This window comes from Bacillus sp. UNC322MFChir4.1 (assembly GCF_000746135.1).
Taxonomy (GTDB): Bacteria; Bacillota; Bacilli; order Bacillales; family Bacillaceae_G; genus Bacillus_A.
The window spans coordinates 36,685-58,591 of record NZ_KN050813.1 but is presented as its reverse complement, the minus strand read 5'-3'; the positions used below and the strand labels follow the sequence as shown (position 1 = coordinate 58,591).

At 35.6% G+C, this 21,907-nt stretch carries 17 protein-coding genes; 11 read left to right on the top strand and 6 right to left on the bottom strand.

The window, feature by feature from the left end; genetic code table 11:
* Window positions 1–469 precede the first annotated feature (469 nt).
* From BR72_RS23325 to BR72_RS23315, 3 genes are all read left to right on the top strand, one after another.
* Window positions 470–1,705, top strand: a complete 1,236-nt coding sequence (locus BR72_RS23325; RefSeq protein ID WP_035437694.1) for an ATP-binding protein — start codon at window positions 470–472, stop codon at window positions 1,703–1,705.
* A gap of 322 nt (window positions 1,706–2,027) precedes the next feature.
* Window positions 2,028–3,140, top strand: coding sequence for a PRK06851 family protein (locus BR72_RS23320; protein WP_035437693.1), 1,113 nt, complete (start codon window positions 2,028–2,030; stop codon window positions 3,138–3,140).
* A gap of 362 nt (window positions 3,141–3,502) precedes the next feature.
* Complete coding sequence (locus BR72_RS23315; protein WP_035437692.1) at window positions 3,503–4,279, top strand: nucleotidyltransferase domain-containing protein; 777 nt, start codon at window positions 3,503–3,505, stop codon at window positions 4,277–4,279.
* 212 nt (window positions 4,280–4,491) lie between these two features.
* Here BR72_RS23315 and BR72_RS23310 read toward each other — a convergent pair whose 3' ends face one another.
* Entirely contained in the window at window positions 4,492–6,018 is a 1,527-nt protein-coding gene (locus BR72_RS23310) for an FAD-dependent oxidoreductase (protein ID WP_035437691.1), read from the bottom strand.
* Between the two features lie 532 nt (window positions 6,019–6,550).
* Between BR72_RS23310 and BR72_RS23305 the strand changes: the two genes are divergently transcribed.
* Window positions 6,551–7,630: a Delta(10) desaturase DesB gene (locus BR72_RS23305; protein ID WP_035437690.1), complete on the top strand. Its 1,080-nt coding sequence runs from the start codon at window positions 6,551–6,553 to the stop codon at window positions 7,628–7,630.
* 171 nt (window positions 7,631–7,801) lie between these two features.
* On the opposite strand, the gene BR72_RS23300 is transcribed toward BR72_RS23305, so the two are convergent.
* The 5 genes from BR72_RS23300 to BR72_RS23280 form a co-directional block, all read right to left on the bottom strand.
* Window positions 7,802–8,488, bottom strand: a complete 687-nt coding sequence (locus tag BR72_RS23300) for an amino acid ABC transporter permease (RefSeq protein WP_035437689.1) — start codon at window positions 8,486–8,488, stop codon at window positions 7,802–7,804.
* Between the two features lie 339 nt (window positions 8,489–8,827).
* Window positions 8,828–9,613 (bottom strand): ABC transporter substrate-binding protein, encoded by a 786-nt coding sequence (locus BR72_RS23295; protein WP_035437688.1) that lies wholly within the window; start codon window positions 9,611–9,613, stop codon window positions 8,828–8,830.
* A 17-nt stretch (window positions 9,614–9,630) separates the two neighbouring features.
* Window positions 9,631–10,353, bottom strand: coding sequence for an amino acid ABC transporter ATP-binding protein (locus BR72_RS23290; protein WP_035437687.1), 723 nt, complete (start codon window positions 10,351–10,353; stop codon window positions 9,631–9,633).
* 656 nt (window positions 10,354–11,009) lie between these two features.
* The gene (locus BR72_RS23285; RefSeq protein ID WP_035437686.1) at window positions 11,010–11,390 is read right to left on the bottom strand and encodes a VOC family protein; all 381 of its coding nucleotides are present in this window, start codon (window positions 11,388–11,390) and stop codon (window positions 11,010–11,012) included.
* 305 nt (window positions 11,391–11,695) lie between these two features.
* On the bottom strand, window positions 11,696–12,865 hold the full coding sequence (locus tag BR72_RS23280; RefSeq protein ID WP_081904987.1) for an MFS transporter: 1,170 nt from the start codon (window positions 12,863–12,865) through the stop codon (window positions 11,696–11,698).
* A 373-nt stretch (window positions 12,866–13,238) separates the two neighbouring features.
* On the opposite strand from BR72_RS23280, the gene BR72_RS23275 reads away from it, so the two are divergent.
* The 7 genes from BR72_RS23275 (at window position 13,239) to arcD (ending at window position 21,878) form a co-directional block, all read left to right on the top strand.
* On the top strand, window positions 13,239–14,513 hold the full coding sequence (locus tag BR72_RS23275; protein ID WP_035437684.1) for an aspartate aminotransferase family protein: 1,275 nt from the start codon (window positions 13,239–13,241) through the stop codon (window positions 14,511–14,513).
* Window positions 14,510–15,457: an inositol monophosphatase family protein gene (locus BR72_RS23270; protein ID WP_035437681.1), complete on the top strand. Its 948-nt coding sequence runs from the start codon at window positions 14,510–14,512 to the stop codon at window positions 15,455–15,457. Before BR72_RS23275 ends, BR72_RS23270 begins: the two co-directional genes overlap by 4 nt.
* Window positions 15,435–16,481, top strand: a complete 1,047-nt coding sequence (locus tag BR72_RS23265) for a zinc-dependent alcohol dehydrogenase (protein WP_035437679.1) — start codon at window positions 15,435–15,437, stop codon at window positions 16,479–16,481. The genes BR72_RS23270 and BR72_RS23265 overlap by 23 nt, the downstream gene beginning before the upstream one ends.
* Before the next feature lie 536 nt (window positions 16,482–17,017).
* On the top strand, window positions 17,018–17,467 hold the full coding sequence (gene argR, locus BR72_RS23260; protein ID WP_035437677.1) for an arginine repressor: 450 nt from the start codon (window positions 17,018–17,020) through the stop codon (window positions 17,465–17,467).
* A 649-nt stretch (window positions 17,468–18,116) separates the two neighbouring features.
* On the top strand, window positions 18,117–19,349 hold the full coding sequence (gene arcA, locus BR72_RS23255; RefSeq protein ID WP_035437675.1) for an arginine deiminase: 1,233 nt from the start codon (window positions 18,117–18,119) through the stop codon (window positions 19,347–19,349).
* 30 nt (window positions 19,350–19,379) lie between these two features.
* On the top strand, window positions 19,380–20,378 hold the full coding sequence (gene argF / locus BR72_RS23250; RefSeq protein WP_035437673.1) for an ornithine carbamoyltransferase: 999 nt from the start codon (window positions 19,380–19,382) through the stop codon (window positions 20,376–20,378).
* Window positions 20,379–20,462: 84 nt separating this feature from the next.
* Entirely contained in the window at window positions 20,463–21,878 is a 1,416-nt protein-coding gene (gene arcD, locus BR72_RS23245; protein WP_035437671.1) for an arginine-ornithine antiporter, read from the top strand.
* Window positions 21,879–21,907: the final 29 nt, after the last annotated feature.

Below are 21,907 nucleotides of genomic sequence, written 5' to 3'. Positions count from 1 at the left end.
AAATTTTAAAACTGCCATTGCGATTGCCATGTGATTTCCTCCTCTAGTGTATATATCAATTTATTTTGTTATAAAGATTTTATTGTATGAACGAACTTACATTACTGCTTTAAGAAGCTCTTGTACGAATGGAAGTAGTCCGCCTAGAAATTTTAAAACTGCCATTGCGATTGCCATGTGATTTCCTCCTCTTTTTGTTGTTAAGATGTGTTTCATCTTTATACCCTTATTATAGTAAGCGCTTACATTATTATCAATACATTTTGGTATGTAATATTGCATATTGAAATGTGTTTTAAATTCTCTTCTATTTTTATGAGGTCATAGATTAAGTGATGCAGGGGGAAATTGGTTGTTATTTTTTAAAGATAGGATTGTAGGTTATATGTATATCGCTATAATAAAAATGGTGGGGTATAGTTTTAATAGCTATTTATAAAATTGTTGTTGTCGATAAAGGGGGTTTAACATGGACAAAGCTCATATACTTATACAAGAGGAAGTTAAAGCATTAAAGCTTTATTTAAGTTTATTTTATGCAATCTTCTTCTTGAGTGATATCATATATTATTATGTTTATCCTAAGGTGCATACGAGAAGTAGCGATATAGGTTTTCCAGAAGGTAGTTTAGGAGTCTGGATGTATGCTTTTATGTTTTTATTGTTGTTAATCGCTATCTATTTTATAAAAAAGAAAAATATATATATTGTAAAATATATTATCTTTATAGGATTTATTTTTATTGATTTGATTAATAATGTAATGATTTATTATGGTACTACAGAACCATTTGATAATGGTAATGCAGTAGAACTGTTTTTAATGTTATTTTCCCCTATTTTTGTGAATAAACGTTATTTTTGGATCGTGTCATTTGGGGTAGTTGGAAAGTATGCTTTGTTAGGAATCGTGTTACATACACCGATTGTAATTGTACCTATTGTGCTATGTGTAAGTTTTGCGATGATTGCGTTTATTCTGTTAACACGTTTTCAATCGTACGTACGTACAATTAAAAACATGTTTGAAGAAGCGCAACAAGTTGAAAAATTAGCAGTCATCGGAAAAATGTCAGCTACGATTGCACATGAAATACGCAATCCGTTAACATCATTAAAAGGCTTTACGCAGTTGCAGAGAGAAAAACACCCTGAAGATGCAAAGTGCTATAACATCATGGTGCAGGAGATCGAACGTATAAATGCGATTGTTAGTGAATTAATGGTTCTTGGAAAACCGAAACAAAGACACTACGCATTACATAATATAAAAGATATTTTATATTATGTGATTTCGATTGTAGAACAATCAGCTTCTCAACATGGGATTACCATATTGGCATTTTTTGCTAAAGAATTACCTTCTATACAGTGTGATGAGAAACAGATGAAACAAGTATTTCTTAACATTATTAAAAACGCGATCGAGGCTATGCCTAGCGGCGGTAATATTAGTGTGGAAGCGAATGTAGTTCATAGTGATCAAATTGTAGTGAGTGTGATTGATGAAGGGTGCGGGATGGACCAAGAGAAAGTAGATAAAATAGGTGAAGCTTTTTATACGACAAAGGAAAATGGAACGGGTTTAGGTTTAATGGTTACACAAAAAATTCTTGAAGAACATCAAGGTGAAATGGAATTTGAAAGCAAACTTGGTATCGGGACAAAGATCAATATTAAGCTGCCGATAGGAGAAGTGAATTAAATATACGTGGAAAAACTCTATTTTGGAAAAGATTAATCAAAATAGAGTTTTTTTGTTGTTTTATAATTGATATTCACATAAATATATCCGTTTTACTCTTTCAACATCTAGGGCTCTGCTATGCAGAATAAAACATGATTCTCGTTTGCTTTGTCTTTATGTTTTAACGTTGCCCGTGGCAGAAGGCCCTAACCGCATCTATGCATGGCTAGGTGCTCTCGCCCATCTAAAAAGAAAGAGGTTTTGTGGGTATTCACCTATTGCTTCTTACTTGCATATCGTAACTTATGTAGTGAAACTGCTTACAAGGGAGTGAAAGGCAGTGACAGGAAACATAAAAAACTATTATGCCGGCGGTAATACAGCAAGGGGATTTTACAGTTTGTATGAAGAGAATGTAACGGGATTAGACCGATTGTTTATTCTAAAAGGTGGGCCTGGAACGGGAAAATCTTCACTGATGAAGGTGATTGGCCGTGAGTGGGTACAGAAAGGGTACGATATTGATTTTTTACATTGTTCATCTGACAATCATTCAATTGATGGTGTAATTATTCCGTCGTTAAAAGTAGGGATTGTTGATGGAACAGCACCACATGTGATTGAACCGACAATGCCAGGTGTTGTTGAAGAGTATGTAAACTTAGGTAGTGCTTGGGACTCTGCTGAGCTTAGGAAACATAAAGGTGAGATTGTAAACTATACATCAGAAGCGACTAAGGCGTTTCAGTCAGCTTATGCGTGTTTTAAGACGGCGCTAGAGGTTCATGACGAATGGGAGAAGTTTTATATCGATCACATTGATTTTGAAAAAGCAAATGAATTAACAAAACAACTTGTGCAGCAACTTTTCACTGATAAAACGTGTACGAAAAAAGCGAATGTGAAGCATCGTTTTTTAGGAGCAGCAACGCCGAAAGGAGCAGTTGATTTTGTTCCGAATTTAACAGAGGATGTACCGAAGCGTTATTTTATAAAAGGAAGACCTGGTTCTGGGAAATCGACAATGTTAAAGAAATTAGCGGCGGCAGCTGAAGAGAAAGGTTTTGATGTTGAGATTTATCATTGCGGCTTTGATCCAAATAGTCTTGATATGGTTATTGTTAGAGAACTTGGGTTTGCCATTTTTGATAGTACAGCACCGCATGAATATTTTCCAACTCGTGAAAGTGATGAAATCATTGATATGTATGAGCTTATTATTGAGCCGGGAACAGATGAGAAATATGCAGTAGAAATTCAAGATGTATCGAGACGCTACAGAGAGAAAATGAATGAAGCGATGTCCTATTTAGCAAAGGCAAAATCTGTGCGTGATAAGCTAGAGAAAATTTATATTGCGGCGATGGATTTTGAAAAAGTGGATGCATGCAAAGAGGAGATTCAAGCTGAGTTTGAGCGGATTGCAGAACTTGTTGCTGAGCAGCAAAGTTAATCCAAAAGGCACATAAGTGCCTTTTGGATTAGTGCTTTTTTCCGTTATCGACCGTTCTTTGGAATATATCGGCGCTTTTCACAATATATCGACCACTTTTTAGAATATATCGACGCTTTTCACAATATATCGGCGATTCGACACAATATAAAGACACCTCGATGATATTCGACATACAGGTGGTCGATTTGCTGAGTTGAATCATACCGAAAAGTGGACTTTTTAGTTAGCCTCTTTTTAAAATCGTACTTTCTTCTAAAGTTGTCGATAATGGAGTTGTATACGTTTTTAAATAAGACAAAGGAATCTTATTATATTTGTCGAATTTCCAGGGAAATGATCAGAAAATGAGAGTGATACATATGAGAGAAACAATCCAGTTAGAATTAAAAAGAATTGAGAAAGAGAATGATGTAAAAATCTTGTTTGCAGTTGAATCAGGGAGCCGTGCGTGGGGATTTCCATCAAAAGATAGCGATTATGATGTGCGCTTTGTGTACGTACATCGATTGGAATGGTATTTATCAATTGAGCAGAGGCGGGACGTTATTGAGTATCCAATTAACGACGCCCTTGATATAAGCGGTTGGGAACTCCGCAAAGCACTGCAGCTATTTTCTAAATCGAATCCGGCTTTGTTAGAGTGGATCAATTCACCAATTGTATACATGAAGGCATCAGATCTTTCGGAGCATTTGCAGGAAATGAGTAGTCAGTTTGATCCAAAAGCAACGGTATATCATTATTTACATATGGCATCTAAAAACTATCGCGCATTTTTGCAAGGTGAAGAAGTAAAGTTGAAGAAATATTTTTATGTATTACGTCCGATACTGGCGTGCAAATGGTTAGAAAAGAAAGGGATACTGCCACCTGTTGAATTTGAAAGATTGGTGAATGAATTAACATTAGATGCCGCACTGTTACAAGAAATCGAGGAACTGCTTAAGAAGAAAAAAGCGGGTATCGAGCTGGATGTAGGCCCGAGAATTACGTTACTAAATGAATTTTTAGAAGAACAGATTACCTATTATGAAGAGTATGTAAAAAGTCTAGAAAAGAAATCAGTTATAGATATTGAAAAGTTAAATGTACTGTTTCAAGATATGTTACATGAAAGTTGGAAAGAGCACGGATAATTCGTGCTCTTTTTTATAAGAGAAATGTTCTTTAGTTCATTCTTAGATTTTCGACATACAAATTGCTGTTAAGAAGAAAAACCGTGCCGCCACTTGCTTGTTCCTTTTGTTTAAAACCTCGCATGTGGCAGAAAGAGGACTTGACCGCTTCTATGCACGGCTAGATGCTCTTGTCCTCCTCAAAAAGGAAGGGGGTTTTTATGCCTTTTATATTATATATCCTCAATTCTTTTTAATGCTTCATCTGCTGGCCCTTCAATTACCTCTCCTTCAATTGAAAAACGTGAACCGTGACAAGGACAATCCCATGTGCAGTCACCGCTATTCCACTCCACTTCGCAACCTAAGTGTGTACAAGTTGTATCGACAATGTGAAGTTTGCCGTCGTCATCTTTATATGCGCCGGCACGTTTTCCGTTTACATTTACAACAGAACCTTCTCCGTTTACGAGATCTTCTGGTTTGCGAAGAGCAAATTCCAGTTTTCCTTCAATTAAATGTTTTGCTACGTCGAGGTTTTGTGTAACAAACGTTTTTAAATCTGGATTCGTATGGAATCGTGATGGTGCGTAAAGTTCTTTATAGGGACTATCGATTTTCATAATGGATGCTTTTAGCAATAAAGCTGCTGCGACTCCATTTGTCATACCCCATTTGCGGTAGCCGGTTGCTACAAAAATATTAGGGTTACTTTCATTAATGTGCCCGACATAAGGAACTTTATCGAGTGTAATTAAGTCTTGTGTTGCCCATCTGTATGGAATTGCCTCTATACCAAAGGTTTCTTCGCCGAATGTTTGCAGCGCTTCGTAATGGTTCATCATGTTAATGCCTTGTCCCGTTTTATGACTTTCACCACCAATTAACACGAGTTTTTCGCCATTCATTGTGGTGTAGCGGAGGGATCGTTTTGGGTTATCGACGCTTATATACATTCCTCCTGGATACTCTTGCTTTGTTTTTACGCCAAGGACATACGAGCGTTCTGCGTACATTCTAGCGAAGAAGAAGCTGTTTGCATCATAAAAAGGAAAGTGAGAGCAAGAAATAATGTAACTACAAGTGATTCGATGTCCAGCTTTTGTAATCACTTGCTGATAAGATCCTTTTTCTACATCAATTGCATTTGTATTTTCATATATAACGCCGCCATGTTCAATGAACTGTTCGACAAGCGCTGCTAAGTAGCGAAGCGGGTGGAACTGAGCTTGATTCTTTATAACAAGTGCCGCCTTTATAGGAATGGGAAGTGGGATACTTTCTACGTATTCGCCAGGAATATCAAGCTTTTTGTATGCCTCTAATTCTGTTGTTAATTTGTGTAGATTATCGGTTTCGTTTGTATATAGATAAGCATCTTCTTCCGTGAAATCACATTGGATATTGTGCTGCTGAATGGTATCTTTTATAAATTGCAGTGCTTCATTGTTTGCCTCGTAATACAATTTTGCTTTTTCTTCTCCAAAGTGATCAATGAGTTCATTGTAAATAAGATCATGCTGCGTTGTAATCTTTGCGGTTGTATGTCCGGTAGTTCCGTTTAAAATGTTGCCTGCATCAATTAAAGCAACTTTGATTCCTTCTTTTGCGAGCAGGTAGGCTGTTGTGATGCCGGTGATGCCTGCTCCGACAATGGCAACTTCAGTTTTTATGCTCTCTGTTAGTTTTGGGAAGGTAGGCAAGTGAATAGAATCACGCCAATATGGTTCTGGAAATTTTGGGAGTTGGTTATATTCCAAGAAAATGCACCTCGTATTCTAATAAGTTTATATTACTTAATTTTTCCAATAACGAGAATTTCATGTGCTAAAAATAAATTATTTTAAAATAGTTTATTAATGGGGTTTTTAGATAGGGATTTCATTTGGGTTTGGCTGACATCATGGCAGATAAATAAGATAGAGTATAGTATTTTTCACAGAATGGAATAGTAAGCGAAGTGAAGATGCTGGAATGATGGGAAGTATAAAAGGTGATAAATAAGCGTTTTTTCTTTAGTAGCATAGGAAGTAATTATGAAAGTATAACCAACTTTTATGACCTAGTAATAAAATCTATTGACAATATAGAAAGCGTACTGATATGATTCAACTTGTGGAAAGGTTGATAAAGGGTAAAAAGAGAAATGTTTTTCAATGAATAATAATTGTAAGAGTGAGTGAGCATAATTTTCTGTGAGAGAGAAAATTTATAATAATAGTATTATCAATCTGGAAACACCAATCGTTATATGCAAAGTGCGTAAGCGCGGCAAGAGAAGGGGGCAAAAGAATGAAGGATCTTCATACGTTTGGCTGGTATGCAGCACGTGTATCACCGCATTTGCCAAAAAAGGCATTTAAACCAGTTCCGGCTCGTTTGTTTGGCGGACTAGCCTACTTATTGATTACGGTAGCAGGTTTTTTGGCAATTGGCTTATTTAATTTGAATGCGTGGGCTAATCTTGGAATTGCAATCGTTTTAGGGTTGTGTTTTGCTTCTATGGGATTTCTTGGACATGAAATTTTGCACGGTACAGTAGTAAGAAAAGCTTGGTTACGAGATTTTCTTGGGGCAATCGCGTTTATGCCATTATCAACTGGACCGAAATTGTGGAGAAAGTGGCATAATTTGACTCACCATGTACATACACAACATGAAGAGCATGATCCAGATGCGTGGCCAACGATGGATAAGTTTAAGAAAAGCAAATTTTTACGATGGGTATATCGCCTTCCGTTACATGTTCGTTCCTTCTTTAGCTTTTTGTCGTTAACACTTCAATTTACAGTGCATTCGTCTCGTATGTTTTTCCTTTTTATCAAGGAATTTAAGCCATCAACTCAAAAATCTGTATGGCTTCAGCTTCTTTTACCATGGACAGTGTGGATTAGTTTATTGTTTATTATGGGTCCTGCAAAATGGTTTTTTGCTTATGTTATTCCATTATTAATTGCAAACGCTATTGTAATGGGATATATCGCAACAAATCACCGTTTGAATCCAATTGTTCCTGTAAACGATCCGCTTGCAAACTGTTTATCGGTAACAGTGCCGCGCTGGGTAGACGTATTACATTTTAACTTTTCATATCATACAGAACATCACTTGTTCCCAGGTATGAGCTCGAAATACTATCCATTAGTAAAAGAGAAAATTAAAGAAATGTGGCCGGAGCGCTATCATGAAATGCCGATGGGGAAAGCATTAGCTGCGCTTTGGAATACACCGCGTGTGTATTATCAAGGTAGTGAGTTAGTTGACCCGCATAAGGCGCATGTATATGGCTCTTTAGGGAATGGGTTAGATCCTGCGAATATTGAATATCGCCAGGAAAAGATAGAAGATTCAAAAGTTGTGAAGAACGGCTAAAATATAAGTTTTAAGTATGATATAAAAGCCCCCTTTTTTAGGAGGACGAGAGCACCTGGCCGTGTTTAGAAGCGGTCAGGTTTTGCTTTGTATTGCAACGATATATAATATAGAACCTTCATGTTTTTTATAGAATGATAAAAGCACGAGCTCGTAGAGAGTTCGTGCTTTTTACATAGGAATCTCTTTTTGTTTCCCGGCTTGTGTGTAATTCGTATTTTTTCGTGCTAATTTTTTTTCAAGAAGATGTACAAAGTACGTGAAGAGAAGGACAAGCGAAAGGTAATAGACGCTGACAATCATATATGTGTCGAGCTGCTGAAAGTTTGCGGCAGCTTCAGAAAGCCCAGTGCCCCATAGTTCTGACATTCCTACATAAGCAACGAGAGAGGAGTCTTTTAAACCAATAATAAACTGATTGCCAAGCGGCGGAAGCGATAAACGGAACGCTTGTGGCAAAATAATTCGCCGCATTGCTAATGGATATGCCATTCCTAAAGAGCGGGCTGCTTCAAGTTGACCGCGGTCCACGGATTGAATAGAGCCTCTAAAAATTTCTGTAATATAAGCACCGTTATGGACAGCAAGAGCAATTGCCCCTGCCCAAAAAGGCGATAATACAATAATAGATGTAATTCCAAAATAGAGGATCATAATTTGTACAACTAGCGGTATCCCGCGAATAATTGCAATGTATACATGGGCGATTCCATTTAAGACTTTACTATTGGAAATACGAAAAAAGGCAAATAATAATCCAATTAAGCATCCAAGTAATAAGGACGTTATGGTTAGTTGCAGTGTAATGACAACTGCTTTTAGGAACGTTGGATATGTAGATATGAAAATATCAATCATCGTTATCACCTCTATATCGTTTTTTTTACTATGGTAACCATGCCCCACTGAAAGATGTGGGGCACTATTTGTAAAAAATCTAGTAACTACTCAGCCATACATTTCATTTAGAAGTTTGGTAAGGGATATGATTCCAGCGAAAATACGTCCTTTATTACTTATAATTGCTGCCATGAAGATAAAAATGGACCTACACCTCGCTGTCTTTCTTTGTTTTAAAGCTTTGCGCGTGGCAGGAAAAGGCACTGACCGCTCCTATACATAGCCAGGCCCTCCTAGACCATTTAAAAAAATGCTTTTCTGCCTTTTTTTCATAGAGTGACTGAGTAGTTATAAGATCTATTTCTCTTTCTCACCTAAAATGTTACGGCCAAACCACTTTTTACTGATTTTTTCATAGGTGCCGTCTTGAATGATTTCATCCAGTGCTTTATTTAATTTCTGTAGTAATTCTTTGTCGTCTTTCCGAACAGCAATGGCCATTTCATCAAGGGATAATGGTTTTCCAGCGTCTTTTATATTTGCTTTTCCTTCTTTCATCATGCGAAGACCTACCATTTGATCTGTTACAACAGCATCAATTCGTCCTGGTTCTAAGTCCATAAGAGCGGTAATATCACTATCGTATTCGGTAATTTGGTCTGTTTGTTTGGCAATAAGTGTTTTGAATGTACTTGCTTTCACAACACCTACTTTTTTTCCTTTTAAATCTTCAGCGGAGGAGATGGATTTGTTCGTTTTTGTAACGAAAATTTGGGCGCCGGAACGATAATACGGATTTGTAAAGTTAACTGCTTTTAGACGATCTTCTGTGATGGCCATACTTCCTAAAATCACGTCATATTTTTTTGCTTGCAATCCTTGGATTAATGTTTCCCAAGGATTTGTGACAGGAACAGCCTTCATGTTCATTTTCTTAGCAAGAGCTTCACCGATTTCGACGTCAAAACCGACAAGCTTACTATTTTCTTTATAGTTAAATGGTTTATACAAGCCGCTCATTGCGTAGCGAAATTCTTTCTTTCCATCAGTTGATGAAGTACTACTTTCTTTACTACAGGCTCCTAATAATAAAGAAGCGCATAATGTAATCGCCGCGATCATTTTAAACATATTTCGCTTCATAAAAGCACCTCCATTTTTTATAAAATGTTTCGTAAAAATTGCTTCGCACGCGGATTTGCCGGAGCGGTGAAAAATTGTTCTGGGGCTGCATCCTCTACGATTTGTCCGTCATCCATAAAAATAATGCGGTCAGCTACTTCACGGGCAAATCCCATTTCATGCGTGACGATAATCATCGTCATACCTTCTTTGGCGAGGTCTTTCATAACTTGTAGTACTTCTCCGACGAGTTCAGGATCGAGGGCTGAGGTAGGTTCATCGAATAACATAATTTTTGGATTCATTGCGAGTGCTCTTGCAATAGCAATTCGCTGTTTTTGACCACCAGATAAAAGATCGGGTGTTACATTCGCTTTATCTTTCAATCCAACCTTTTCTAGTAATTCGTAGGCAATGTTTGTTGCTTTTATTTTATCTAACTTTTTGACGTGAATAGGAGCTTCAATGATGTTTTCTAATGAGGTCATATGAGGAAATAAGTTGAAATGTTGAAAAACCATACCGACATTTTCACGGACTTTGTTTAAGTTTGTATGTTTCAGATGAATTTGTTCTCCCTGTATCGAAACTTCTCCATTATCATACACTTCCAGGAAGTTTAAACAGCGGAGTAATGTACTTTTCCCTGAACCACTCGCACCGATTAAGACAACAACTTCCTTTTCTTCTACGTGTAAATTGACGTTTTTTAATACGTGTAAAGACCCAAAGGATTTTGTAAGATTTTGAACTTGTATCATGCATCCCCCTCCAACGAAATATAGATGTATAAAAATAACTTATTTCTGTTAATTAGTCATAAATTGTCAAATTCCTTTATTTTTGTAAAAAAATCAAAAGGCTATCGGTTGTCGCATATAAATAGAAAACAGGAAAATTTGTTATTTTTGAAAGTAGAAGTGAAGAATAACTCGACTAATAGTATTTATATAGAAAGTTTAGATGTGATGAGGATGAAAAGAAAAATGAGGAATTAAAACGAAGAAGAAAAAGCGATTAAATTGTCAAATTTAGAGAGCATATGTGAAGCCCTAGAATGTTAACCAGGTGACATTCTAGATTATAAGAACTTAAATCGAGGGGAATATATCACGATGCCCTCTCAAGCTAAGAACGTAATAAAACAACCTTTTCAAAAAGGGTGATGACATAAGCCTCAAAAGCACAAGTCAACATAAAGTAATGAATTAAAGTTTATATACGTAAAAGGCTTTCGGTTATTAAAAAACAATTTCATTAATTATCGTAATGCCTCTTATCAGCAGCCAAGGTGTGCAACAACTAAAAAAGGTCCCTTAGACGCGTTATAAAGGGACCTTTTTTAGTTTTCATAGTTGTTTATAAAAATTCATCTCATGTTTTGTGAAATTCTAAGTTGATGAGCATGATGCGAACCTTAGATTGTTATTTCAATTTGATTTCCTTCTGGATCACTTACTACACTTTCATAGTATCCATCGCCAGTAAAACGAGGTTCACTTAATATAGGATAGCCAGCTTCTCTTAATGTTCCCGTTAATTGATTTACGTTATTCTTGTTTCCGGCAGAAAAGGCTAAATGAGCATATCCAGTAACTTCATTTTTCGGTTTATTCTTTACTCCTTTCTTTCGCATAATTTCTATACGTGCCCCCGTTTCAAATGTAATAAAATAAGATTCAAATTGTTTTGTTTCATTACGATATAAATTATTAGCTTTACCTTTAAAATATTTAGTATAAAATGAGCGCATTAATTCTAAATCATTTACCCAAATAGCTATATGTTCAATCTTCATTATCTTCACCTTTCAATTCAAAGTCTTATTTTGATTTTCTTATAAAAGAAGGAAATCAAAAAATGCCATAAGTGGAAAATTAAATTTCTAATCCAAAAAAATTGTTCGTTTTTTTACACTTGGGGGCAAGGGATTTTCTCAAGTTGATGGGCATGATAATTAAGGGAGTAATTCTTTTATTTCGATACTAATCACGTATATCTCTTAAGAATTTACTCGCAGGGACTTTTATTTTCTTTTTATTTATTAAAGCCATATTTAAGATTATAAAACTTAATTAAGACTAATAAACAAATTTTATATGTTTAACCTTTATGGTTTTGGTCTAATTCTTTAATAAAGGATAATTGCTTAGTTCCTAATAATTGTATACCAATTATTAGCATTAGCATTATGAACATGATGCTGGCAAAAAACCAAAAAGAAATATGGACAGGATAAGTATCCATGCTGTGTCCAATCATAACAGGGATTACGGATCCGCCAAATCCGTTCATAGCTAATAATATACTAGTTGTTTTTTCTGTCTGACCTGGAAAATATTTATTGGTAATAATTAAAGCAATAGCAAACATTGCTGCCATACATAAACCTAGTAAGAAGCAAAGAAAGAAGCCAATCCAAATATTGTTATTTAATCCGAAGGCTATAAGAACTAATAAGCCCCCAATATTTATAAATAGTAAGAAAGAATTATAGGTAAATTTTTCTGAAATGCTCCCCGTTAATGCACGTCCTATTACCATTGCTAGCCAATAAATTGTTACAGTCACGGTGGCCAGTGAATTTGAAATACCCCATTCCTCTCTAAATATTGAAGGTAAAAAATGAACAATAGATACCTCACTCCCACCATAACAAAAGAAATAGATGGCTGAAAATATAATAATGGGAACGGTCTTTTTTGTGTAAGAACTGATCTTCTGATTAATGGGGGAGGCATCCTTTTTATTTTTAATAAGATACCCATTAATTGTGCCAAAAGATGCGAGTTTCCAACCAAGCATAACAAGAAAAGAAGAAATACCTAAGAGGAAGAATGCATATTCCCAGATACCGTTACTTATTAGAAAGCTAGAAAAAAGAGGCATGAATAGTGCTCCCAGTCCAAATGCAACTTCTAGTTTTCCCATTGCCATAGCTTGTTTTTCTTGGAATGTTACTAAAATAATAGTACCGATACAAGATTCGGCTAATCCAGCACCATATCCTGCTAATGCAACGAGAGGGAAGAGCAAATGCCAATCTGGTAAAAAAAATATAAATAATTCAAGGCTAATTAGAAATAATCCAATGACTACAACATGCTTCCTCCCTAGTTTCTGAACTAAAAAGGGCATGCTAATTACCCCAAGCAGAAAACCAATGAATTGACTAAAAATAAGTACACCGCCATTACTATAGTTTTGTTTATAGTGAGTTAATATTTCAGGTAGCAGTGCACCAATGACAACTAAAGTAAATGCAATTATCATGTAAGAAAAAAAGCTAATCCATAACAAACGATTTTTCAATTATACCGCCTCCTTAGTAACAAGCATATTTTGATAAGATTGTGAAACTAATACGGTTAATTATTTAACAATTTCTAATTATACTAAAAAATAACAAAATATTTTAATTATTTTATCGATTGTAACTTTCTCAATATGTTTACGTTATTTTAACTTGTGATGGAATAATTTACAGTATATTATAATTTTGTTATTTAATAACATTTTTAAAGTTGTAGCACTTATGAGATGCAATCATACTCAACTATTGGTTCGTTAGGAGGGCCCCCTAACGTAATGAGTGTGCTCATGATTATTATTTTGACATTAATAAAATAATAGGAGTGTTGTAAAGATGAATGGAAAAGTTAAAAATCCAACAAGTCCTGATAGCCTTTACTATAAAGTTGATGATGTTGTTATGGAGAGAGGCGAAGGAATCTATCTTTATGATCAGGATGGGAGTAAATATTTTGACTGTGCATCAGCTACATTTAACTTAAATTTGGGCTATAGCAACAAAGAGGTAATTGATGTAGTGAAAAATCAAATGGATAATCTTATACACGTTACTTCTTCGTATCAGACAGATGCTGTAAACACATTAGCACAAAAACTTGTTGAAATCGCTCCTAGTAATCTAACAAGGGTACACCCAAAGGTTAGCAGTGGTTCAGCAGCGAATGAGGGTGCTATTAAAATGGCACAATATAATACTGGTAAACGTGACGTTATATCTTTATTTCGAAGTCATTTGGGACAAACTTACATGATGTCAGCACTTTCAGGTAATGCTTTTCGAAGAGAACCGTTTCCACCTCAATTTTCATTTGGGTTACAAGTTCCAGACCCTTATTGCTTACGTTGTTTTTATAATCAAAAATCAGATTCTTGTGGCATGTTATGTGTTGAAAGAATTAACGATTTTATTGAATATGCCAGCACAGGAAATGTTGCTGCAATTATAGTTGAACCGATATCCGGTAATGGCGGGAATATAGTTCCTCCTAAAGGCTATTTTCAAGCACTGAAAAAGTTATGCGAAGAGCGTGATATTGCATTAATTTTTGATGAGATACAAACTGGATTTGGCAGAACAGGTAAAATGTTTGCTGCTGATTACTTTGATGTCCAGCCAAATATGATGACTGTAGCAAAAGGGTTAGGTGGAACCGGATTCCAAGTAGCGGCAATTCTTACTGAGGAAAAGTATGGAGGTATGCCTGGACATCATCACTCATTTACGTATGGTTCGAATGTAATGGCCTCTGCAGCAGCATGTACTACAATTGAAATTCTACAAAGACCTGGTTTCTTAGAAAATGTAACTGTGGTGGGGAATTATATCATGGGGCGTTTAGAGGGAATGAAAGAGAAATTTAAGTTTATTGGAGATGTAAGAGGAGTCGGGTTAATGATTGGGGTTGAAATTGTGAAAGATAACAATGAACCTGATGTTGAGCTGACTAATCATATTGCCAAACGTGCTATGGATCACGGCATAATTATTAGAACATCAAGATATGGCAATGGAAATGTATTTAAAGTTCGTCCACCTCTTACTATTACTTTGAGTGAAGCAGAAGAACTATGCTATAGATTAGATAGACTACTGGAGGAAATAAAATGAAAAACTACATTATTGAGTTGGGGAAATACGTATACAATCAAATAAAAAATCAAAAGGGAACTTTAAAGAACCGCATAGTAAATGGGTACTCACCGGGTGGAGATGCCCAATTTAATATTGACGAAGCAGCAGAAAAAGCAGTTCTTGATTATATATTAGAAAAAAAAGAGCCTGTTGTATTTTATACCGAGGATGGTGGATTGAAAACTTTTGGGGAGAATCCAGAATACATCCTAATTATAGATCCAATTGATGGTACTCGTCCTGCAGCAGCAGGTTTGGAAATGTCATGTATATCAATTGCATTAGCGAAGTACAAAGATAATGCGAAAATTAAAGATATTGAATATGCTTTTTTAATGGAACTTAAAACAGGAAATTATATGTACGGTGATATTTTTTCGAATTCGATAGAATTTGAAGGATATAATAGCCAATTACCAAATTTAAGCCAAGACAAAGAAATTAAAAATATGTTTTGGAGTTTTGAGTTTAACGGTCATCCTACTAAATTAATGATAGAATCCTATGGTCATTTAATTGATGAATCTGCAAACAATGGCGGAGTATTTATATTTAATAGCGCGTCATATTCTATTTCAAGGATTATTACAGGACAGATGGATGCATATGTTGATATTGGAAACAGACTGCTTAAAGATTCCCCAGAATTATTAGATGATTTCCAAAGAGTAGGAAATGGTCAGGTATTACATTTATTTCCATATGATATAGCCGCAAGCGTATTTTTAGCAAAAAAGGCAGGAGTAATGATTACTGATGCATATGGGAAATCTTTAGATGAAACATTGTTAACAGACCTTAGTTATAGTAATCAACAGTCATGTATAGCGGCTTCTACCAAAGAATTACACCAAAATCTATTGGAACAAATTAATTGGAAACGGAGCGAAAAAAAATATGAAGGCATTGGTATGGACTGAAAATAAACAATTAGAATATAAGGAAGTAGAAGAGCCAAAAATACAAAAAAATAATGACGTAAAGGTCAAAATATATGGGACTGGAATATGTGGAACTGATCTAAATGTATTAAAGGGAAAAATGTATGCTGCACCAAACATGGTTATGGGGCATGAATCAGTTGGTGTAGTAGTTGAAGTAGGAGAAAACGTAAAAAATGTAAAGGTAGGGGATCGCGTAGTAATTGATCCTACTCAATTTTGCGGAAAATGTTATTTTTGTAGAAAAGGATTAACATGTTATTGCGAAGAATTTGATGATTGGCAATTGGGAATTGGTTCTCATGGAACATTTGGAGAATATTATGTTGGAGAAGATAGATTTATTTATAAATTGCCTGAATCAATGGAATGGGAAAGAGCAACTCTAATTGAACCTCTTGCTTGTGTTCTTAGTGTTATAGAAAAAGCAAACATAAAGCCCCATGAATCAGTTTTAGTCTTAGGATCAGGACCAATAGGGTTGTTAGTTCAATTAATTGTGCGAAAGCTTGCTAGAATTACAGTCGCAACAGAAATTGGTCATTTTAGAGCAGAGGCAGCAAAAAAAATAACTAAATATGTGTATCATCCTCAAGACCTGTCTTTAGAAGAGGTTCTTCGTATTAACCAGGGAAGAAAATTTGATGTAATTTTTGATGCGATAGGCAATCAACTTGAATGGGCATATCCACTGATTGAAAAGGGCGGGAGACTGATACCTATGGGGTTTGATGACACTTATGAGTTTACAGTCAAACCTTTTGAACTCTTATCAAAAGGCATTACAATTATAGGGACAGGGGAAGCTCATCACATGATGGAAAAAGCTTTGTCATGTGCAATAGATTTACCTGAATTATCAAGTTTAATTACAGATAAAGTACTACTTGAAGATTTTAATAGCGCTATTGGAGATCTAATAGGTATTGATCCAATTACTAATGAAAGAAAAGATATTCAGTCTATAAAGACTATCTTAGTCTCCGAACCTGGTGTTATATAACCGGTTAGAATAAAAATAGTAAAAAGAACCTAGCAAAAGGTTCTTTTTTTAGGTTTCTTTCATGGTAGTTGAACTGTATTTTATCTTTGATTGGTATAGCTTTGGAGCAATCCATATAATTAGTTGGTTCTTAATGAACTTTATAATTAACTAACAAAACGAGGGTAAGCAACGGAGCTTACTTTGAAAGAAGCGACAGAAAATATTATGGAAGTAGCAATCTCTGAAGAAATCCCAGCAAGAACACAGGAATTTGTTTGTGTAATGATGAAACAATCTGAAAATATGATATGATCAGCTATCAAGAGATTTAGAGAAACGCGCAGTAGAATTAAAAAAGACAATTGCGCAGTTTATGGTATAGGGAAGAATGAGGATTGTTCTTCCTTTTTATTTTGTTGGAAGTGTATCAAATTTTGATACATTATATAGAAAAGTAAAAATATGAACGTTTCCGTAACATTTACCTCTATCCCTTTTAGATGGAAATTATAGCAAGATATAATAAAGCTATAATATTAGAGGGAGTGTCTTTCATGAAAAAAGAGAAAAGACAACAACTAATTAAACAATTGGTGAGAGAGAATGAAATAGATAGACAAGAAAAATTGGTAGAGTTGTTAGAGGAACGGGGGGTATCTGTTACACAAGCAACGATTTCTCGAGATATTCATGAATTAAATGTAGTAAAGGGATCTTCGGCAAAAGGACAAGTTATATATAAGATTTTTACAGACGAGAAGAGGAGGGCAGATATACAGTTAAAGAAAAAGTTAAAAGAAGTTGTTATACAAATCGATTATATAGAACAGATGACTATTATTAAAACTTTGCCTGGGAATGCTCATGTTATTGGGGCCTTATTAGATGAACTAGATTGGAAAGAAAAAATAGGATGTATATGTGGGAATGATACATGTCTTGTAATTTCTGGATCAAAAGTAGAAAGGGAGATTTTAAAAGATAGATTGAATTTGATTATGTAGGTACAAATTAAAAAACGATATTAAGATTCCGTTCTTTTTAGGTAACGGATATATAAAGTGAAACTTTAATCAGTGGGGGTTTTTTCATCCCCCACTGATTATCAGCCCTCACCAATCGGGCTTTTACGGGCAGTTTATCTCCTACCTAACTTCTTAAGAAAAGCGGAAGCGGCTCGTTCAGAATCGCAGGACGCCCACGCCCCTGACAGAGAGGCGCTTTTTGCCTCGTCCGAGGGGGCGAAACGGCCGGAGATTCTAGCCGCTAGAGCTGGACAATGCTTTCGCCAAATTTTGAGGTGGGAGTATTACTGCCCACGAATAGCGGGATAAAATGAATACATAAATGAGAGGGCTGTTTCTAATGAATGTTAGAACAGCCTTTTTGTTTATATTGAGGTTTATGCAAATGCGAGATAAAAAATTTTTAATAAAAATAGGAGGCTATTATACAGCTAATATGCGTGATATTTCACCTTATTAGTTAATTATGAAGTGAAATATCTTATAAAAATACAATTACATATCGTTTTTAAAAAATAATTTGTGAAATATTCCACTTAGTAATGTTAGCGTTTTCACAAATCTGTATATGCATTCCGTTTATTATGTATTTGTAGACAACAAACAAATTTAAAAGGAGGTACAACAAATGAAACATCCGATCCATGTTACTTCAGAAATTGGAGAATTAGAAACGGTTTTACTAAAGCGTCCTGGTAAAGAAGTGGAGAACTTAACGCCAGATTATTTGCAACAATTATTATTTGACGATATTCCATATTTACCAATTATTCAAAAAGAGCATGATTATTTTGCGCAAACGTTACGCAATCGGGGTGTTGAAGTTCTTTATTTAGAAACACTAGCAGCTGAGGCGTTAGCTGATAAAAAACTTCGTGAAGAATTTGTTGATCGTATTTTAAAAGAAGGACAAGCTGATGTAAACGGTGCGTATCATAATTTAAAAGAATATTTACTTTCCTTTTCAAATGAAGAAATGATTCAGAAGATTATGGGGGGCGTACGGAAAAACGAAATTGAAGCTAGTAAAAAGACCCACCTGTATGAATTTATGGAAGATCATTATCCATTTTATTTAGATCCAATGCCAAATCTATATTTTACTCGTGACCCAGCAGCTAGTATAGGTGGCGGTTTAACAATTAACAAAATGAGAGAACCAGCACGGAGACGTGAATCATTGTTTATGGAATATATCATTAAACATCATCCACGCTTTGCGAGTCACAATGTACCAGTTTGGTTAGATCGCGATTATCAGTTTCCAATTGAAGGCGGCGATGAGCTGATCTTAAATGAAGAAACAATTGCGATTGGCGTATCGGCTAGAACATCGGCTAAAGCGATTGAACGTTTAGCGAAAAATTTATTTAGTCGTCAAAATAAAATTAAGAAAGTACTAGCAATAGAGATTCCAAAATGTCGTGCATTTATGCATTTAGATACAGTATTTACAATGGTTGATTATGATAAATTTACAATTCATCCAGCTATTCAAGGTCCAGAAGGAAATATGAATATTTATATTCTGGAAAAAGGAGAGAGTGAAGAAGTTCTTAAAATTTCACATCGTACTTCTTTAACTGAGGCTTTAAAAGAAGCATTAGGTTTGAGTGAATTGGTACTTATTCCTTGCGGAGGAGGAGATGCGATTGCTTCTGCTCGTGAACAATGGAACGACGGATCTAACACACTAGCAATCGCACCAGGCGTAGTTGTTACATATGATCGTAACTATGTATCCAATGCTTTATTACGAGAGCATGGTATTGAGGTTGTGGAAGTATTAAGCTCAGAATTGTCTCGCGGCCGTGGGGGTCCACGTTGTATGAGTATGCCGATTGTCCGAAAAGATATTTAATTTAAATAGAGAAGAAAGTAGGGATGAGTGATGATGATGACAAAACCAAACTTAAAAGGAAGAAGTTTTCTTGCTGAAAAAGATTTTACAGAGGAAGAATTATTATATCTTATTGATTTAGCGGCAGAATTAAAAGAGAAAAAGAAAAATGGTATCCCGCATCATTATTTAGAAGGTAAAAATGTTGCCCTACTATTTGAAAAAACCTCAACTCGTACCCGTTGTGCATTTACAGTAGCATGTACAGATTTAGGGGCAAGTCCTGAATACTTAGGTAAAAATGATATTCAGCTAGGAAAGAAAGAATCTGTTGAAGATACAGCAAAAGTGTTAGGACGTATGTTTGACGGTATTGAATTCCGTGGATTCTCCCATGCAACAGTAGAATCACTAGCGAACAATTCAGGTGTACCAGTATGGAACGGCTTAACAGACATGTGGCATCCGACACAAACACTTGCTGATTTGTTAACAATAAAAGAGCACCTCGGAGAATTAAAGGATAAGAAGCTCGTCTATGTCGGCGACGGACGTAATAATGTCGCAAATAGCTTGTTAGTTGGCGGCTCAATGGTCGGAATGGAAGTGCACATTTGTACCCCAGAATCATTATTCCCAGCACAGGAAATCGTTGATATCGCGAAACAATATAGTGACCGGGTAATGGTAACGAGCAACGTAGAAGAAGCTGTTGCAGGTGCTGATGTTATTTATACAGATGTATGGGTATCTATGGGCGAAGAAGATAAATTTGCTGAACGTATTGAACTTCTTACTCCATATCAAGTGAACATGGAAATGATTAAAAAGACCGGAAATGAAAATATGATTTTCTTACATTGTTTGCCTGCATTTCATGATGTAGAAACATTGTATGGAGAGGAAATATATGAAAAATATGGCATAAAAGAAATGGAGGTAAGTGACGAAGTATTCCGCAGTAAGCATTCAAAAGTATTTGATCAAGCGGAAAATAGAATGCATACAATTAAAGCGGTTATGGCAGCTACTTTAGGAAATATGGAATAAAGAAGGAGGAGATTCCTCCTTCTTTATCCCTCTATTGGTAAAAGTTTCACTGTATTCCTATCTGATAAAAGAGAGGTGAGTGTAGTGGGGGACGAAAAAAAATTAGGACTGTTTACTTTGACCGCTCTTGTTGTAGGCTCGATGATTGGTGGCGGAGCATTTAACTTAGCGAGTGATATGGCAAAGGGTGCAGGTGCAGGGGCAATTATTATTGGATGGATTATAACAGGTATCGGAATGGTTTCTCTTGGATTATCATTTCAAAATTTAACAGTGAAAAGACCGGATTTAGATGGTGGAATTTTTAGTTATGCAAAAGCTGGGTTTGGTAATTTTATGGGGTTTAATAGTGCCTGGGGATACTGGTTATCCGCTTGGCTCGGAAATGTAGCTTACGGTACGCTGTTATTTTCCTCAATAGGTTATTTCATTCCTGCCTTTGAAGGGGGACAAAATGTAGCATCCATTATTGGAGCAAGTGTATTACTTTGGTGTGTTCATATGATGATTTTACGGGGTGTACACTCAGCAGCACTTGTAAATTTAGTCACAACAATTGCAAAGTTAGTACCTGTCTTTGTATTTATTATTGTCGGGATATTTGCTTTTCATATTGATATTTTCGTAGATGGATTTTGGGGGCAAGGTGCTACTTTCTCTTGGGCGGATGTAGGAAGTCAAGTAAAAAGTACAATGCTTGTCACACTTTGGGTATTTATTGGGGTAGAAGGAGCTGTCGTCTTATCAAGTCGTGCAAAAAGTCGAAGTGATGTTGGGAAAGCAACTGTTATTGGATTAATAGGAACTCTCATTATATACATTCTTCTGACATTATTATCATTAGGAATTATGAAGCAGGCGGACGTTGCGAATTTGAAAAATCCAGCAATGGCCTATTTATTTGAAAGCGTTGTCGGAAAATGGGGGGCTATCTTTATTAACTTAGGTTTAATCATTTCTGTATTAGGTGCTTGGTTAGGCTGGACGTTGCTAGCATCTGAAATTCCTTATTTAGCTGCAAAAGACGGCGTATTTCCAAAATGGTTTGGGAAGGAAAATAAAAATAAGGCTCCTGTCAATGCATTATGGTTAACAAATGGTCTGATTCAAGTTTTCTTATTGACATTTGTTGTTTCAGATCAAGCTTACCATTTTGCATTTTCACTCGCTTCTTCGGCGATTTTAATTCCTTATGCTTTTTCAGCATTCTATCAATTTAAGTATAGTTTGCAGTCCGGGGAGAAAGATCGTACAAGAAATATTGTCATTGGTTTAGTTGCGAGTATGTATGGGATTTGGTTAATTTATGCAGCAGGTTTAAATTATTTATTGCTGACTATGACATTATATGCACCAGGAATTTTTATCTTTTATAAAGTTCAAAAGCAAACAAATCAAAAACAAATCTTTACTCGTGTCGAGCTTATTTCTTCGGTAATTATCGGAATTTTAGCACTGTTTGCAATTTATCAATTGGCTACAGGCGGTATTACTCTTTAAAAAAACTCTTTTGAAAAGAAATAGGAGGG

Coding starts and splice junctions, on each gene's coding strand:
- BR72_RS23305 (WP_035437690.1), top strand. CDS start 6,551: ATGAAGGATCTTCATACGTTTGGCTGGTATGCAGCACGTGTATCACCG.
- arcA (WP_035437675.1), top strand. CDS start 18,117: ATGAAACATCCGATCCATGTTACTTCAGAAATTGGAGAATTAGAAACG.
- BR72_RS23325 (WP_035437694.1), top strand. CDS start 470: ATGGACAAAGCTCATATACTTATACAAGAGGAAGTTAAAGCATTAAAG.
- BR72_RS23285 (WP_035437686.1), bottom strand. CDS start 11,390: ATGAAGATTGAACATATAGCTATTTGGGTAAATGATTTAGAATTAATG.
- BR72_RS23315 (WP_035437692.1), top strand. CDS start 3,503: ATGAGAGAAACAATCCAGTTAGAATTAAAAAGAATTGAGAAAGAGAAT.
- BR72_RS23265 (WP_035437679.1), top strand. CDS start 15,435: ATGAAGGCATTGGTATGGACTGAAAATAAACAATTAGAATATAAGGAA.
- argF (WP_035437673.1), top strand. CDS start 19,380: ATGATGATGACAAAACCAAACTTAAAAGGAAGAAGTTTTCTTGCTGAA.
- argR (WP_035437677.1), top strand. CDS start 17,018: ATGAAAAAAGAGAAAAGACAACAACTAATTAAACAATTGGTGAGAGAG.
- BR72_RS23275 (WP_035437684.1), top strand. CDS start 13,239: ATGAATGGAAAAGTTAAAAATCCAACAAGTCCTGATAGCCTTTACTAT.
- BR72_RS23270 (WP_035437681.1), top strand. CDS start 14,510: ATGAAAAACTACATTATTGAGTTGGGGAAATACGTATACAATCAAATA.
- BR72_RS23300 (WP_035437689.1), bottom strand. CDS start 8,488: ATGATTGATATTTTCATATCTACATATCCAACGTTCCTAAAAGCAGTT.
- BR72_RS23290 (WP_035437687.1), bottom strand. CDS start 10,353: ATGATACAAGTTCAAAATCTTACAAAATCCTTTGGGTCTTTACACGTA.
- BR72_RS23295 (WP_035437688.1), bottom strand. CDS start 9,613: ATGAAGCGAAATATGTTTAAAATGATCGCGGCGATTACATTATGCGCT.
- BR72_RS23280 (WP_081904987.1), bottom strand. CDS start 12,865: ATGATAATTGCATTTACTTTAGTTGTCATTGGTGCACTGCTACCTGAA.